Raw genomic sequence first — 15994 nt, 5'->3', positions numbered from 1 at the left:
GTATCATGCGTCATTAACGCATAGTAACGAACTCTTCCGCCGCAGTCGGGTGGATCGCCACGGTATTATCAAAGTCTTTCTTCGTCGCACCCATTTTCAGCGCCACCGCAAAGCCCTGCAGGATCTCATCCATACCAAAGCCAATACCATGAATGCCGACGATTTTCTCGTCCGGGCCGACGCACACTAATTTCATGCGGCACGGCTGACGGTGTGACGTCACTGCGGTATACATGGCGGTGAAGGCAGATTTATACACTTTCACCTGGTCGTCGCCATAGTGGGCGCGCGCCTGCGGTTCGGTTAAACCGACGGTGCCGATTGGCGGGTGGCTGAAGACCACGGTCGGGATGTTGTTGTAATCCAGGTGCTCTTCCGGTTTGTTATTAAACAGACGCTCGGAAAGACGACGACCGGCGGCGACGGCCACCGGGGTCAGTTCGACTGCGCCGGTGTTATCACCCACGGCGTAGATGCCCGGTACGCTGGTGTTCTGAAACTTATCGACAACGATATAGCCTTTCTCATTGGTTTTTACGCCAGTGACGGAAAGGTTGAAGTTATCGTTAGCAGGTTCACGGCCAATGGCCCAGATCAGGCAATCGACGGTCTGGCTGCGGCCATCTTCCAGCTCCAGGGTGAGGCTGCCGTCGGCGTTTTTCACTACCGCTTTCGGAACAGCTTCGGTATGCAGATGAGGACCTTCGGCCTTCATCACTTCTACCAGAGTATCCACAATCAGCGGGTCGAAGTTGCGCAGCGGCGCGTGTTTACGCACAAACAGGTGCGCTTGTGCACCCAGGCCATTAATCACGCCCGCCAGCTCCACGGCGATATAACCCGCGCCCACAATAGCAACGCGTTTCGGCAGAGCAGGCAGCTCAAAGAAGCCGTCGGAGTCGATGCCGTATTCCGCACCCGGAATCGCCGGATGGCTCGGACGGCCACCGGTCGCGATCAGGATATGATCGGCGGTGATCGTTTCCCCGTTCACTTCGATCGTCTTTGCATCGACAAAGCGGGCGAAACCGCGGATCACATCGACGTTGTTCTTGCCCAGTACGTTATCGTAAGAGGTGTGAATGCGATCGATGTAGGCGGTACGGCTGGCAATCAGACGATCCCAGTCAAAGTTATTGATGGTGGTGTCAAAACCATAATCCGGGCCATACAGGTGGATGGCCTCGCGGATCTGCGCCGCATGCCACATCACTTTTTTCGGTACACAACCGACGTTAACGCAGGTGCCGCCGAGATCTTTTGCTTCAATCAGCGCACATTTCTGGCCGTACATGGCCGCACGGTTAATCGAGGCGATACCGCCGCTGCCGCCGCCGATAGCGATGTAGTCATAATGCTTAGTCATGGTCTTATCCTTAATCGTTGATTGCCGCGATTGTATACCTGAAATCAATAGTTTCCACCGATGGCTGCAATTATTCCGGCACGATCCAGCTGACGGTCGTGTGGCCCGTTCCGGCCGGAACCAGCTTTTTGTGCAGCCACGGCAGGACGTTATTCATCTGCGCTTCGAGCTTCCACGGCGGGTTAATCACAATCATGCCGGAGGCGGTCATGCCGCGCTGATCGCTGTCCGGGCGGACGGCCAGCTCAATTTGCAGGATCTTACGGATGCCGGTCGCTTCCAGATCCTTGATCATGCGCTTGATCTGGGAGCGCAGCACCACCGGATACCACAGGGCATAAGTGCCGGTGGCAAAGCGTTTGTAGCCTTCGTTGATGCCCGCAACCACCGCCTGGTAGTCGCTTTTGATTTCATATGGCGGGTCGATCAGCACCAGGCCGCGACGGGACACCGGCGGTAACTTTGCTTTAAGCTGCTGATAGCCATCGGACTTCTCCACGCGCGCGCGGCTGTCTTTCTGGAATTCAGAGCGCAGCAGCGGGTAGTCGCTCGGGTGCAGTTCGGTCAGCTGAATGCTGTCCTGCTCGCGCAGCAGCTGGCGGGCAATCAGTGGTGAGCCCGGGTAGTAGCGTAACTGGCCGCTGCGGTTAAAGTGGTTAATGACGCCGATATACGGCTCAAGCTCAGCCGGCAGGTCGTCCTGCTGCCAGATACGGGCGATGCCTTCGAGGTACTCCCCGGTGCGCTCAGCGTGTTCACCGCTCAGCTGATAGCGGCCCGCGCCGGCATGGGTGTCCAGGTAGAGAAAAGGCTTATCTTTCTCTTTCAGCGCTTCGATAATCAGGCTCTGAACGGTATGTTTAAGGACGTCGGCATGGTTGCCCGCGTGAAAGCTGTGGCGATAACTGAGCATGGGTAAATGTGTTCCAGATAATGTCGATTGCCCACAGTTTACAGCAGAACGATTCAGAATACCCGCAGGCCCGCAAGCAGCGTCGCGGCGGCTGTTTTTCTCTCACCCCAGCCATTGAAATTCACTACACTTAACCCCATCCTGGAACAATATGCTCGCGCAGGATGCGCGCTTCATTCACTCTTTTAACAGGACAGTGTTTATGACCAACCCATTACTGACGCCTTTTTCGTTGCCACCGTTTTCTTCCATTCTGCCTGAACATGTTGTCCCCGCGGTCACTAAAGCACTGGACGATTGCCGTACCGCAGTCGAGAGCGTGGTTGCGCATGGCGCCCCTTACACCTGGGAAAACCTGTGTCAGCCGCTGGCGGAAGTGGATGATGTGCTTGGCCGCATCTTCTCCCCGGTCAGCCACCTGAACTCGGTGAAAAACAGCCCGGAACTGCGTGAAGCCTACGAACAAACTCTGCCGCTGCTGTCAGAATACAGCACCTGGGTCGGACAGCACGAAGGGCTGTACAAAGCGTACCGCGACCTGCGCGATGGCGATCGCTATGCGACCCTGAACATTGCCCAGAAAAAGGCTGTTGATAACGCGCTGCGCGATTTTGAACTGTCGGGCATCGGTCTGGCGAAAGAGAAACAACAGCGCTACGGCGAAATCGCCACCCGCCTGTCCGAGCTGGGTAACCAGTACAGCAACAACGTGCTGGATGCCACCATGGGCTGGACGAAGCTGATTACCGACGAAGCGGCGCTGGCGGGCATGCCGGAGAGCGCGCTGGCGGCGGCAAAAGCGCAGGCCGAGGCGAAAGAGCAGGAAGGTTACCTGCTGACCCTGGATATCCCGAGCTATCTGCCGGTGATGACCTACTGCGACAATCAATCCCTGCGTGAAGAGATGTATCGCGCCTACAGCACGCGCGCGTCCGATCAGGGCCCGAATGCCGGTAAATGGGATAACAGCCCGGTGATGGCGGAAATCCTTGCCCTGCGTCACGAGCTGGCGCAGCTGTTGGGCTTTGATAGTTATGCGGATAAATCCCTCGCCACCAAAATGGCGGAGAACCCACAGCAGGTCCTCGATTTCTTAACCGACCTGGCAAAACGCGCCCGTCCGCAGGGCGAGAAAGAGCTGGCCCAGCTGCGCGCCTTTGCGAAAGCGGAGTTCGGCGTGGATGAGCTACAGCCATGGGATATCGCATACTACAGCGAAAAACAGAAACAGCATCTCTACAGCATCAGCGATGAGCAGCTGCGTCCGTACTTCCCGGAGAACAAAGCCGTTAACGGCCTGTTCGAAGTGGTAAAACGTATCTATGGCATCACTGCCAAAGAGCGCAACGACGTGGACGTATGGCACGACGACGTGCGTTTCTTCGAGCTGTATGACGATAAAAACGAACTGCGCGGCAGCTTCTATCTTGATCTGTACGCCCGCGAAAATAAACGCGGCGGCGCCTGGATGGATGACTGCGTGGGTCAGATGCGTAAAGCCGATGGCTCGCTGCAAAAGCCGGTTGCCTACCTGACCTGTAACTTCAACCGTCCGGTAAACGGCAAACCTGCGCTGTTCACCCATGACGAAGTGATCACCCTGTTCCACGAATTCGGTCACGGTCTGCACCATATGCTGACCCGTATCGAAGCGGCAGGCGTGGCCGGTATCAGCGGGGTGCCGTGGGATGCGGTGGAGCTGCCGAGCCAGTTTATGGAAAACTGGTGCTGGGAGCCGGACGCGCTGGCGTTTATCTCCGGCCACTATGAGACCGGCGAGCCGCTGCCAGAGGCGCTGCTGGATAAGATGCTGGAAGCGAAAAACTACCAGGCGGCGATGTTTATCCTGCGTCAGCTGGAGTTCGGCCTGTTCGATTTCCGTCTGCATGCCGAGTTCAGCCCGGAGCAGGGCGCGAAGGTGCTCGAAACTCTGGCGGAGATCAAAAAGCAGGTTGCCCTTATTCCAGGTCCCGCCTGGGGCCGCTTCCCGCATGCGTTCAGCCATATCTTTGCGGGCGGTTATGCGGCGGGTTACTACAGCTATCTGTGGGCCGACGTGCTGGCGGCAGATGCCTATTCCCGCTTTGAGGAAGAGGGGATCTTCAACCGTGAAACCGGGCAGTCATTCCTGGATAACATCCTGACCCGCGGCGGCTCTGAAGAGCCAATGGAGCTGTTCAAACGCTTCCGTGGCCGTGAACCGCAGCTGGATGCGATGCTGGAGCATTACGGCATCAAGGGCTAATTGATTCGTGAAAATCTGTTTGGTAGATGAAACAGGCGCCGGAGACGGCGCCTTATCTGTTCTGGCGGCCCGCTGGGGGCTGGAACACGAAGAAGAAAACCAGATGGCGCTGGTGATGACTACAGCGCATCTGGAATTACGTAAACGCGACGAACCGAAACTCGGCGGGATTTTTGTCGACTTTGCCGGTGGGGCAATGGCCCATCGGCGTAAGTTCGGCGGAGGGCGCGGCGAAGCGGTCGCCAAAGCGGTGGGCATCAAAGGCAGCTATCTGCCGGACGTGGTGGATGCCACGGCAGGACTCGGGCGCGATGCCTTTGTACTGGCCTCGGTAGGCTGCCGGGTGCGGATGCTGGAGCGTAACCCGGTCGTTGCGGCGTTGCTGGATGATGGCCTGGCCCGTGGCTATGCGGACCCGGAAATCGGCGGCTGGCTGCAGGAGCGGCTGCAGTTGATCCACGCCTCGAGCCTGACGGCGCTGACGGACATCACTCCGCGCCCGCAGGTGGTCTATCTCGACCCGATGTTCCCGCATAAGCAGAAAAGCGCGCTGGTGAAAAAAGAGATGCGGGTCTTTCAGTCGCTGGTGGGGCCGGATCTGGATGCCGATGGTTTGCTGGAGCCTGCGCGCCTGCTGGCAACGAAGCGCGTGGTGGTGAAACGTCCTGATTACGCACCGCCGCTGGCGGAGGTTGCAACCACCAACGCGGTGGTGACCAAAGGACACCGGTTTGATATTTATTCCGGCACGCCGGAGTAGTGCGGCCTGATCCCCTCACCCCAACCCCTCTCCCCACAGGGGCGAGGGGCTAGATCGTTCCCTCTCCCCTGCGGGAAGAGGGTTAGAGTGGGGGCTAGATCGTTCCCTCTCCCCTGCGGGAAGAGGGTCAGAATGGTAGACTCGATCGTTCCCTCTCCCCTGCGGGAAGAGGGTTAGAGTGGGGGGCTAGATCGTTCCCTCTCCCCTATGGGGAGAGGGTTAGGGTGAGGGGTTCTTACTTACTCGTCGTCTTCGTCGCGCAGCGGCACAATCAACATATCCACGTGCACGGTGTTAATCAGCTGACGGGCTGACGACATCAGTTTGCTCCAGAAGTCCTGGTGATGGCCGCAGACCACCAGATCCATATCGTATTTCTTAATCGCATCAACCAGCACCTGACCCAGGTCGCCACTGCCGCTCAGGGTTTCGGTGATCGGATAGCCGGCATTGGTGGAGAGTTCGGTCAGCGCCTGATGGGTCTCTTCGGAGATGCGCTTCTGCATGTCACCCAGGTTCACGTCGATCAGGCCGGTATAAAGGTCAGAGTAATTAACGTCCACGTGAATTAAGGAAACTTTCGCATTGTACGGACGCGCCATGGATACCGCTTTTTCAACCAGTACCTTGCTCTCCGGAGAGAGGTCAACCGCGATCAGAATATGTTTATAAGCCATAGTGTTACTCCTTCCTTAAGTTATCGATGACCAATGCGTGTAGCAGTCGTCTACCTGCTTTCATTACGGCCCAGTTAAACAAAATTTTCAAGCATTGGTGTTGATAACGATTAACCTTGTGGCAAAAAAATTAACTGATCTCCTACACTATTGATTAAGCCGTTCGGATATTAAAATGTGAAGCCGATCGGCTTTTAGTCTCTCTATCACTGAACCGTCTGTCAGGGCATTGGGGTGCGGTAGTCCCGAAGCGTTGCTTCGAGGGCGGACGCCGGGGAGGAAGTATGATTAGCACCGTCGCATTGTTTTGGGCGTTATGTGTTGTTTGCATTGTCAATATGGCGCGTTATTTCTCATCCTTGCGCGCGCTATTAGTGGTACTGCGTGGCTGCGATCCGTTGCTTTATCAATATGTGGACGGCGGGGGCTTCTTCACCTCGCACGGGCAGCCCAGCAAACAGATGCGTCTGGTGGGGTACATCTACTACCAGCGTTATCGCGATCATCATGATGATGAGTTTATCCGTCGCTGTGAGCGCCTGCGTCGTCAGTTCATCCTGACCAGCGCGCTGTGCGGCCTGGTGGTGGTGAGCATGATTGCTCTCCTCATCTGGCATTGAGCGCAAAGGAAGGCGGGTCAAACCTCGCCTTCCTTTCGTCACTCATCAGGGTAAAATTGTAAACCGAAGATTTGAAATATCTTTCTGCACGGAGAATATCTGCCCGCTGTAGGAGATGTTTACCTCGCCGTTACTCCCTATGCTGGCATTGGTGATGGTGCCTGTTCCCTCCAGGAAAGGAACGTGCGTGGCAAGCGCGTGAATAATCTCCCTGTTTTTTCCGGGTATCTCTTTTGACAGGTAGTAACGGTAGACAATAGGTACCGTTGCACCACCTTTATCGTTAACCGTCATATAGAGCCAGACGCTGTCAGATAATTTGTAAATCCGCTGCAGTTCATCACCCTTTTGCGGATCGGGCTGGTGGTTTAACCACATAAATCCTAAGACCAGAATGAATAACGTCAGCGTGACGAACCGGTGAATCCATTTAATAGCCGTTTTGAATGGCATATTCTATCCCTTCTCTGATATTGCGCTGGTCTGTCGGATCATCTCCGTAAGGGGGCTTTTCATACCATTTTCCCCATTTAGCTTTCGATGTACCTGCTCGCCCCTGAGCCCATCCCGCGCCCATCAGGAGAATATTAGCAGGGATACCTGCAGCCGTACCGGCGGCGCCAAAATTGAAATTGCCAAATGCTGCGTAGTACGGATCGAATTTCTTATAGTCCCATGGCCCACCATTCCTGACCTTTTGATAAAACCAGTAATAGGTTAAAGGCGTTGCCATATTGCGTGACATGTCGTGTCGACGCGCTTCGCGCATATTGTTAGCGATAATGATTGAGCCAGGTCCAGGGGTAGGTACAGAAGCCATACATTCTCCATTGCATGCTAATTAATCGCACCCGGTATGATAATGATTTCCCTGCCAACGCGGTGAACAAAAAATGTTCAGATTTTCCTGATGTTACAATGGCATAAGCTCAAATCGCATACAAAAAAAAGCGGGCCAGCAACCTGACCCGCTCTTATCATTTTCTGCCTGCGATTACAGGAACTGCAGGGAGATCCAGTACAGGCAGCCCGACAGCAGTATTGATGCCGGCAGGGTAAATACCCACGCCATCAGAATACTGGTCACGGTTTTGCGCTGCAGACCACCGCCATCAACCAGCATGGTACCCGCCACGGACGAAGAGAGTACGTGGGTAGTGGATACCGGCATACCGGTGTAGCTGGCCAGACCGATGGAGACTGCCGCCGTCATCTGAGCGGACATCCCCTGGGCATAGGTCATGCCTTTCTTACCGATCTTCTCGCCAATGGTTGTTGCCACGCGACGCCAGCCGATCATCGTACCCAGACCCAGCGCCAGCGCGACCGCCATGATGATCCAGATTGGTGCGTACTCGATGGTGTTCAGCATATCGACTTTCAGCTTCTTCAGCAGACGTTTGTCGTCGGCAGAAACTTCAGGCAGCTTAGAGACTTTGTCGGTGACGTCGGAGATGCACAGCATGATGCGGCGCATCTGGCCACGCTGCTCTACGGAGAGTTTGTCGTAGCTTTCAACGTCGGTCAGCATGCCTTTTGCGCGCTCAAGGGCGCTGATCGCATTAGCCGGATGGCAATGGAATTCCGCCGGTTGGGTCGCGCCCGCTTCCGGGGAAGGGATCAGCTGGTCAACGCCGGTCGCTTTTTTCAGCAGGTCAGGACGCTGCTGGAAATAGATTTCAACGTTGTTGATGGCGTCACGGGTACGGGTAATTTCGTAACCGGAAGCATTCATATTCACCACGAAGCCCGCCGGGGCCACGCCGATCAGCACCAGCATCACCAGACCAATACCTTTCTGACCGTCGTTAGCGCCGTGAGAGAAAGCCACGCCGATAGCAGAGATGATCAGGGCGATACGCGTCCAGAATGGCGGCTTTTTCTTACCGTCTTTCTTTTCACGTTCGGCTGGCGTCAGGTGGATACGGGCACGTTTTTTGGTGCCGCTCCAGTAACGACGCAGCAGGAAGATCAAACCACCCGCCACAACCAGACCGACAATCGGGGAGATAATCAGTGAACCGAAAATACCCAGAACTTTAGGGATGTTCAGCGCGTCCACCACAGACGTACCGGTCATCAACGCATTGGTTAAACCAATACCGATGATGGCGCCGATCAGCGTGTGAGAACTGGATGCTGGAAGGCCGAAATACCAGGTACCGAGGTTCCAGATAATTGCAGCAAACAGCAGAGAAAACACCATAGCCAGGCCATGGCCGGAGCTGACATTCAACAGCAGATCCGTTGGCAGCATATGCACAATGGCGTAGGCTACGCTCAGACCCCCCAGAAGAACACCAAAGAAGTTAAACACCGCAGCCATCACCACCGCAACTTGCGATCGTAACGCTCGGGTGTAGATAACCGTTGCCACTGCGTTTGCAGTATCGTGGAAGCCGTTAATCGCTTCGTAAAACAATACAAAGGCCAGAGCAAGCAAGAGTAAAAGCCCGGTATGGAAATCCAGGCCGGCAAACAAATGTAGCATAGGACGTTACGCCATTTTGAGGACATGAACGCGGCGCATTATCCAGGACAAATGCGCAACGGGCAAAGTGAAATATAGACTTTTTTTGATTTGCTCACTGACATAAGCGTAGCAGTAAAAGAATTATTTTTTAAATTTCAATTAAATGAATGAAATTGCAGATCTTTAGGCTGGTGCGTTTCTTGAGGAAACTTTACAATTCGCGCCCTGAAAACCAGGAGGATCGAGACGTGGAAAACTATGATGCCATCATTATTGGCGCAGGTGCGGCGGGTTTATTCTGTGCGGCGATGGCTGGACAGGCAGGGCGCCGGGTTCTGCTGCTCGATAACGGCAAAAAGCCCGGTCGAAAAATCCTGATGTCTGGCGGCGGACGCTGCAACTTTACTAACCTTTATATCGAACCTACGGCCTATCTGAGCCAGAACCGTCATTTTTGCAAATCTGCGCTGGCACGCTACACCCAGTGGGACTTCATCGACCTTGTGGGTAAACACGGCATCGCCTGGCATGAGAAAACGCTGGGGCAGCTTTTTTGTGATGATTCCGCGCAACAGATCGTCGATATGCTGGTAGCGGAGTGCGAAAAAGGGCAGGTTACCCTGCGACTGCGCAGCGAAGTGCTGGAAGTCGCGCGTGACGAGGCGGGATACACCCTGCAGCTCAACGGCGAAAGCGTGAGCGCAAAAAAGCTGGTGATCGCCAGCGGCGGGCTCTCAATGCCAGGGCTGGGCGCCACGCCGTTTGGCTATAAAATTGCCGAACAGTTTGGCATCAGGGTTTTACCCACCCGCGCTGGCCTGGTTCCCTTTACCCTGCATAAGCCGCTGCTGGAACAGTTGCAGACCCTTTCCGGGGTGTCGGTACCCTCGGTGATTACCGCTGAAGACGGTACGGTGTTCCGTGAAAATCTGCTGTTCACCCATCGCGGCCTTTCCGGTCCGGCGGTGCTGCAAATTTCCAGTTACTGGCAGCCGGGTGAGTTCGTCACCATCAATTTAGTGCCGGATTGCGATCTGGAAAGCTTCCTCAATGAGCAGCGTACGACACACCCTAACCAGAGTCTGAAAAACACCCTGGCCATGCAGCTGCCGAAGCGGCTGGTGGAGTGTCTGCAGCTGTTGGGGCAAATTCCCGATGTTTCGCTGAAGCAGCTCAATAGCCGGGATCAGCAGGCGCTGGTCGAAAACTTAAGCGCCTGGCGCGTGCAGCCGAACGGCACCGAAGGGTATCGCACCGCGGAAGTGACGCTGGGCGGCGTGGACACTAACGCGCTCTCCTCACGCACCATGGAAGCCCGCAACGTGCCGGGGCTCTATTTTATCGGTGAAGTGATGGACGTTACCGGCTGGCTGGGCGGCTACAACTTCCAGTGGGCGTGGGCCAGTGCCTGGGCCTGCGCAGAGGCGCTGGCAGAGAAGTAATATCCCGGCGCAATTCTTGCGCCTTATACTTCGCCCTTATCCGCTACACTGCATCTCAAACGTTCCGTATTCTGCGCCCTGTTCTGCTGAACAGGGCGCATTTCGTTGCCCGGTGGGGAGGGTGATATGCAGCTTGTCAGCATCATTATTTTGATCAACCTGACGGTGATCGTTCATTCCGCCTGGATGTTTATTATCCTGAAATACATCAACCTGCATGTGGAATCGATTACCCGCATTGTGTTCCGCAATATCGTCATTATCGTTACCGCGCTTTTTGCCCATCTCATTGAAGCCAGCCTGTTTGCCGTTTTTTATCGCTTTGTCGGGGCGTTTTCGGACTGGAATACCAGCTTTTATTTCTCGCTGGTCAGCTACGCTACAGTGGGGTATGGCGATGTCACGTTGCCGGAACACTGGCGACTGACTGGCGGGGTGGAAGGGCTGGTTGGCGCCCTGATGGTGGGCTGGTCGGTGGCGGTGCTGGTGGCCGTCCTGCAGCGGCTGCGCGGCATGAGCCAGTAAAGCGTCGATGGCAGAACCTCAGTATTGTGAGGTAAAGTACACTCCCTCACGCAGGGTTATGCGTTTTAAGGGGAGAAGCCGGTAAACGGTCCCTCTTTTTCTTTACTGGCCTCGCCGGTCTGCATGGTGTGTATTTATCTTCAAAAAGGGTTGTCTATGTCCTCTGCTCATCTCGGTTTCCCGACGGAAACCGTTGTTGTTTTTGTGGTTATGGCTGTCGGGGCGATGTTTATCGACCTCTTCATGCATCGCCATGACAAACCGATTTCACTGAAAAGCGCCTCGCTATGGTCCATCTTCTGGGTGATGATGGCGATGGCGTTCGCCGGGTTCCTCTACGTGCATCACGGTGCCGAAGTGGCGAGCCTGTTCCTTACCGGTTATGCGCTGGAAGAGGTGCTCTCCGTTGATAACCTGTTCGTAATGATGGCGATCTTCGCCTGGTTCGGCGTGCCGGATCAGTATCGTCACCGGGTGCTCTACTGGGGGGTCATTGGCGCTATCGTCTTCCGCGGGATCTTCGTCGCCATCGGCACCAGCCTGCTGAGTCTGGGCCCGTACGTTGAAGTGGTCTTTGCCCTGATTGTGGCCTGGACCGCGGTGATGATGCTTAAACGCGGCGAAGAGCAGGACGAGATCGAGGATTACTCCCAGCACCTGGCCTACCGTGCGGTAAAACGCTTTTATCCGATCTGGCCGAAAATCACCGGCAACGCCTTCCTGCTGAGTCAGAAAGAGGTGGATGCAGAACTGGAAAAACCGGAGAACCAGGACGTGATGGTTGGTCGGGTGAAGAAGGCGAAGCGCTACGCCACGCCGCTGCTGCTCTGTGTGGCGGTGGTTGAGCTTTCCGACGTGATGTTCGCGTTTGACTCTGTACCGGCGATCATCGCCGTCAGCCGTGAACCGCTGATTATCTACAGCGCCATGATGTTTGCGATCCTCGGCCTGCGTACCCTCTATTTCGTACTGGAGGCGCTGAAGCAGTATCTGGTGCATCTGGAGAAAGCGGTGATCGCGCTGCTGTTCTTTGTGGCCTTTAAGCTTGGTCTCAACGCCACCGATCACTTCTGGCATCACGGCTATGGCATTGGCGCCACGGCGAGTCTGCTGGTGGTGTTAGGCGTGCTGGCCGCGGGGATTGTGGCGAGCCTGCTGTTCCCTGGGAAACGGGACGCCTGAGGTATATTGCCCGGCAGCGCTGCGCTTGCCGGACCTGGAAAATAAAACGTGCGGCCTGATGCCCTCATCCCGCCCTCTCCTTTAGTCCGAGGGCGCAAACACGAAAACGGCAAGCCTGGCTTGCCGTTTTGCTTTTATTTTATGGGTGAATTGCGGCGCGCGCGCGGCGGATGGAAATGACGCCAGTGTGGATCCTGCGCCGCCGCCAGCAGCTCGTGATCGCCACGGGTGTCGCCCCAGGCGCGCACGTGATAGTTGGTCAGGCTGCCATAGACGTGTTCCAGCCGCGCCACTTTCTGGGCGCAGCGGCAGTTATGGCCGGTGATCCGCCCGGTCAGCTTGCCGTCTTTTACCTCCAGCTGGGTGCCGATAAGCTTAATGCCGAGCTTGTCGGCCCACGGCTGTAACACCAGCGCCGGAGAGGCGGAGCAGATCGTCACTTCCGCGCCGGAGTTCACTTCCGTCGCCACCGCCAGCACCCCCTGCGGGCGCATCAGTTTGTCCCAGTATTTTTCGCAGAACCGCTCGGCCTGCTCGCGCAGCCAGTGCTCATCCACGCCGGTCAGGAAGGTCTTAATCAGCACTTCTTTCAGTTCGTCACGGGTCAGCTTGCGGCGCACGCAGTGAATGGTGGGCAGAGCCATCCGCACCAGGCGACCGGCAAAATAGCGTTTACCGAACGCAAAGCGTAAGAAGGGGATAAAACTGTCGTGATGCGTCAGCGTGCCGTCAAAGTCGAACACGGAGAGGACGCCGGATTTTGCCACTGCCTCATCGGCAATCATATTGGTCATAACAGGGTCTTAACGTAAATACACATTCTGTCCTCAGTTTACCTGCTTTAGCGACAGATGCCACCCGCCAGCGGGCGGGTGGTGATCTGTACCCCTAGATAATATCGTCCACCACGCCGCCATCCACGCGCAGCGCCGCGCCGGAGGTGGCAGAGGCCTGCTGCGAACAGACGTAAACCACCATGTTCGCCACCTCGTCTACCGTGGCGGCCCGCTGGATCACCGAGCTCGGGCGGTTTGCCATCACGAACTCTTTTGCCAGCGTCTCCAGGGATTTACCGGTTTTCTCTATCTCGTCTTTCATCATCTCAGCAAAGCCGTCCGACATTGTCGGGCCGGGCAGGACGCTGTTGACGGTGACGCCGCTGCCGGCGACAAATTTTGCCAGCCCGCGCGCCAGCGACAGCTGAGCGGTTTTGGTTACCCCATAGTGGATCATGTCCGCCGGTATATTGCAGGCCGACTCCGAGGAGATAAACACCACCCGGCCCCAGCCTTTTTGCACCATGCCGGGCAGCAGCGCGCGCGACAGACGCACGCCGGACATCACGTTGGTTTGCCAGTAGTTATTCCAGGTCTCATCGTCGGTGGCGTAAAAATCCCGGGGGCCGTAGATCCCGGCGTTGTTGACGAGAATATCCACGCCAGAGGCGACCTTCAGCAGCGTCTCCACCCCCTCTGAAGTACTGAGGTCGGCAATCGCCGCCCGCACCTGAACGCCGGGGATTTGCTGTTGCAGCTGCTGGATGCCGCGGTTGACCGAGTCGGTGCTGCGTCCGTTGACGATCACCTCTGCGCCGCTTTCCGCCAGGCCCCGGGCAATGGCAAAGCCAATGCCGCCGGTGGAGGCGGTCACTAACGCCACTTTTCCCGTAAGATCGATTTTCACGGTCTGCTCCTTGTCATATTTACAGTTCAGACCGTTAAGCGTAGCAGTTCACCTTTATGATGGCTGGCTGAAGAGGCGGAGTAGGGTTTCAACCTGTTCATCGAGCGGGGCGAGGGTGCGTTTCACAATCAGATGGAGCGGTGTAGCGCGGCGCGTGCCGTGGTTCAGGGGCAGCATTTTCAGTACACCGCTTTCCAGCTGTTGCTGAATTCGCTCCTCCGGCAGCCAGCCATATCCCACCTGATACATCACCGCATCGATAGCGGCATCGATGGTGGAGAAGGTCCAGGCTTCGCCCCCGGGAAGCGCGGCGTAATTCTGCCCGGCGACCTGGATGAGTGGCCAGGGGCGTAGCATTTCATCGTTGAGCGGCGCGCCCTGTTCAAACAGCGGATGCTCCCGATGCGCCACGGCAACAAAATCAATATTCATCAGCCACTCGCCGCGCCCGGTCACATCCTGGCGGCGGGTCAGCACCATCACGTCGGCTTCGCTCTGGGTCAGCGCCTCGCCGCCGTTCTCCAGGATTTCGGTCAGATGTACCTGGGTTTGCGGATAGCGCTGCTGAAACTGACGCAGAATGGCAAACAGATGACGGCGAGGGAAAATGCTGTCCACCACCAGGTCCAGTCGGGTACGCATCCCGTTGCGGAGCGTCGAGGCGCGAGTTTCCAGCAGGGTAAAGGCATTTAGCAGCGGTTTGACCTGATTTAACAGCAGCTCGCCCTCCGGAGTCAGCACCGCCTTACGCCCCTCCTGAACCAGGAGCGCCACGCCCAGCCGCTCCTGCAATAGCGCCAGGTTATAGCTGACCGAAGACTGGCTGCGGTGGGTCTCCACGGCGGCACGGGCAAAGCTGCCCAGCTCAACGACGCGTTCAAGTAACGCCCACTGCTCAAGGGTGGTTTTATGCATAACTCATCTAATTTTTGAATGAATTTGATTAAATCATAGCGTTATTCATTCAATTTTTGCAGGCGTAAGATGAGCTCATTGAAACAGAGGAGACAGCATATGAGCCAGTTTGATAAACATGATTTGAGCGGTTTCGTCGGCAAACATCTGGTATATACCTACGATAACGGCTGGAACTACGAGATTTATGTCAAAAACGAACAGACCCTCGACTACCGTATTCACAGCGGGATCGTGGCAAACCGTTGGGTAAAAGATCAGCAGGCTTATATCGTCCGTGTGGGCGAGAGTATTTATAAAATTTCGTGGACTGAACCGACCGGTACCGATGTGAGCCTGATCGTTAATCTCGGCGACAAGCTGTTCCACGGCACGATCTTCTTCCCACGCTGGGTGATGAATAACCCGGAAAAAACCGTCTGCTTCCAGAACGATCATATTCCGCTGATGGTCTCTTATCGCGAGGCGGGCCCGGCCTACCCAACCGAGGTCATTGATGAGTTCGCCACCATCACCTTTGTGCGCGACTGCGGTGCCAATAACGATGCGGTGATTGACTGTGCTGCCAGCGAGCTGCCGGCAGACTTTCCGAATAATTTGAAATAAGCGGGTTACAGAACCTGAAGCGCACCGTCATGGAGGCTGAAGGGCGTTGGCGTACAGACCGCGAGACTGAGTTCGCCATACTGAACGTGGCTGACGCTGAGCGCCGGGGTGAAGGTGCTGTCGATACTGACAATCTGCCAGGCGCTGCCGCCGCGCTGTTTGACGATCGCCTCTTTGCGCGTCCAGATGCGCCAGAAGGCTGACAGTTTTGCCTCAGGCCGCTCCCGCTCCAGCTCGTTATGTTCGGCGACGCTAAAGACGGCATTGGCCAGCGCCTGCCAGTTGTCGCGCGGGCGAATCGCTTCGATGTCGCAGCCCACTTCCCCTTCGTCGCTTAACAGCAGGGCAATATCGTCTCCGCTGTGGCTCAGGTTGAACCACCAGGGTTTGGCATCGACGAACGCCGGTTTGCCCTGTTCACCGAAGACAATTTCCGGCACCGGCGCGGGCGATAACGCCCGGGCGAGCAGCGCCCGCCCGGCCAGCCAGGGGAGGCGACGCGCGCCTTCTGGCGCCTGATCAAAAAGCGCTGACGCCAGAGGGTCAGCGCTGAGGGTAGAAATTTTTCCCAGCAGGAACTGGTACAT

17 protein-coding genes are annotated in these 15994 nt (G+C 56.2%); 7 read left to right on the top strand and 10 right to left on the bottom strand.

The window, feature by feature from the left end; translation table 11 throughout:
• Positions 1-13: 13 nt before the first annotated feature.
• Positions 14-1366, bottom strand: a complete 1353-nt coding sequence (gorA, locus tag MXM41_RS20795) for a glutathione-disulfide reductase (protein ID WP_325934116.1) — start codon at positions 1364-1366, stop codon at positions 14-16.
• 70 nt (positions 1367-1436) lie between these two features.
• Positions 1437-2279: a 23S rRNA (adenine(2030)-N(6))-methyltransferase RlmJ gene (locus MXM41_RS20790; RefSeq protein ID WP_103177388.1), complete on the bottom strand. Its 843-nt coding sequence runs from the start codon at positions 2277-2279 to the stop codon at positions 1437-1439.
• A gap of 202 nt (positions 2280-2481) precedes the next feature.
• On the opposite strand from MXM41_RS20790, the gene prlC reads away from it, so the two are divergent.
• Together prlC and rsmJ are read left to right on the top strand one after the other, a co-directional pair.
• Complete coding sequence (gene prlC, locus MXM41_RS20785) at positions 2482-4524, top strand: oligopeptidase A (RefSeq protein WP_325934114.1); 2043 nt, start codon at positions 2482-2484, stop codon at positions 4522-4524.
• 7 nt (positions 4525-4531) lie between these two features.
• On the top strand, positions 4532-5284 hold the full coding sequence (gene rsmJ, locus MXM41_RS20780; protein WP_325934113.1) for a 16S rRNA (guanine(1516)-N(2))-methyltransferase RsmJ: 753 nt from the start codon (positions 4532-4534) through the stop codon (positions 5282-5284).
• Positions 5285-5523: 239 nt separating this feature from the next.
• On the opposite strand, the gene uspA is transcribed toward rsmJ, so the two are convergent.
• Positions 5524-5961 carry a universal stress protein UspA gene (gene uspA / locus MXM41_RS20775; protein WP_325934112.1) on the bottom strand — a complete coding sequence of 146 codons (438 nt, stop codon included), beginning with the start codon at positions 5959-5961 and terminating at the stop codon, positions 5524-5526.
• A 284-nt stretch (positions 5962-6245) separates the two neighbouring features.
• Between uspA and uspB the strand changes: the two genes are divergently transcribed.
• Positions 6246-6581 (top strand): universal stress protein UspB, encoded by a 336-nt coding sequence (gene uspB / locus MXM41_RS20770; RefSeq protein WP_325934111.1) that lies wholly within the window; start codon positions 6246-6248, stop codon positions 6579-6581.
• A 45-nt stretch (positions 6582-6626) separates the two neighbouring features.
• Here uspB and MXM41_RS20765 read toward each other — a convergent pair whose 3' ends face one another.
• From MXM41_RS20765 to pitA, 3 genes are all read right to left on the bottom strand, one after another.
• Positions 6627-7034, bottom strand: coding sequence for a hypothetical protein (locus MXM41_RS20765; protein WP_325934109.1), 408 nt, complete (start codon positions 7032-7034; stop codon positions 6627-6629).
• Positions 7012-7401 (bottom strand): polymorphic toxin type 44 domain-containing protein, encoded by a 390-nt coding sequence (locus MXM41_RS20760; RefSeq protein ID WP_325934107.1) that lies wholly within the window; start codon positions 7399-7401, stop codon positions 7012-7014. Before MXM41_RS20760 ends, MXM41_RS20765 begins: the two co-directional genes overlap by 23 nt.
• Positions 7402-7575: 174 nt before the next feature.
• Positions 7576-9072, bottom strand: a complete 1497-nt coding sequence (pitA, locus tag MXM41_RS20755; RefSeq protein ID WP_325934105.1) for an inorganic phosphate transporter PitA — start codon at positions 9070-9072, stop codon at positions 7576-7578.
• 230 nt (positions 9073-9302) lie between these two features.
• Between pitA and MXM41_RS20750 the strand changes: the two genes are divergently transcribed.
• The 3 genes from MXM41_RS20750 to MXM41_RS20740 all read left to right on the top strand — a co-directional run bounded on the left by MXM41_RS20750 (position 9303) and on the right by MXM41_RS20740 (position 12203).
• Positions 9303-10496: an NAD(P)/FAD-dependent oxidoreductase gene (locus tag MXM41_RS20750; protein WP_325934104.1), complete on the top strand. Its 1194-nt coding sequence runs from the start codon at positions 9303-9305 to the stop codon at positions 10494-10496.
• Positions 10497-10622: 126 nt separating this feature from the next.
• On the top strand, positions 10623-11021 hold the full coding sequence (locus tag MXM41_RS20745; protein ID WP_325934103.1) for an ion channel: 399 nt from the start codon (positions 10623-10625) through the stop codon (positions 11019-11021).
• A 156-nt stretch (positions 11022-11177) separates the two neighbouring features.
• Positions 11178-12203, top strand: coding sequence for a TerC/Alx family metal homeostasis membrane protein (locus tag MXM41_RS20740; protein ID WP_325934102.1), 1026 nt, complete (start codon positions 11178-11180; stop codon positions 12201-12203).
• A 134-nt stretch (positions 12204-12337) separates the two neighbouring features.
• Here MXM41_RS20740 and MXM41_RS20735 read toward each other — a convergent pair whose 3' ends face one another.
• From MXM41_RS20735 to MXM41_RS20725, 3 genes are all read right to left on the bottom strand, one after another.
• On the bottom strand, positions 12338-12997 hold the full coding sequence (locus MXM41_RS20735; RefSeq protein WP_325934101.1) for an HAD family hydrolase: 660 nt from the start codon (positions 12995-12997) through the stop codon (positions 12338-12340).
• A 94-nt stretch (positions 12998-13091) separates the two neighbouring features.
• Positions 13092-13886, bottom strand: coding sequence for an SDR family NAD(P)-dependent oxidoreductase (locus MXM41_RS20730; protein WP_325934100.1), 795 nt, complete (start codon positions 13884-13886; stop codon positions 13092-13094).
• A 54-nt stretch (positions 13887-13940) separates the two neighbouring features.
• A complete protein-coding gene (locus MXM41_RS20725) occupies positions 13941-14801 on the bottom strand; it encodes a LysR family transcriptional regulator (protein WP_325934098.1) in 861 nt (286 codons plus the stop codon).
• Between the two features lie 99 nt (positions 14802-14900).
• On the opposite strand from MXM41_RS20725, the gene MXM41_RS20720 reads away from it, so the two are divergent.
• The gene (locus MXM41_RS20720; RefSeq protein ID WP_103177379.1) at positions 14901-15407 is read left to right on the top strand and encodes a phenolic acid decarboxylase; all 507 of its coding nucleotides are present in this window, start codon (positions 14901-14903) and stop codon (positions 15405-15407) included.
• 5 nt (positions 15408-15412) lie between these two features.
• Here the strand turns inward: MXM41_RS20720 and acpT are convergent, their stop codons facing one another.
• The gene (acpT, locus tag MXM41_RS20715) at positions 15413-15994 is read right to left on the bottom strand and encodes a 4'-phosphopantetheinyl transferase AcpT (protein ID WP_325934096.1); all 582 of its coding nucleotides are present in this window, start codon (positions 15992-15994) and stop codon (positions 15413-15415) included.

Source organism: Leclercia adecarboxylata (assembly GCF_035787115.1).
Classification (GTDB): Bacteria; Pseudomonadota; Gammaproteobacteria; order Enterobacterales; family Enterobacteriaceae; genus Enterobacter; species Enterobacter adecarboxylatus_E.
Note: the sequence above shows the minus strand (reverse complement) of the source record. Positions and strands in the feature narration are given on the sequence as shown.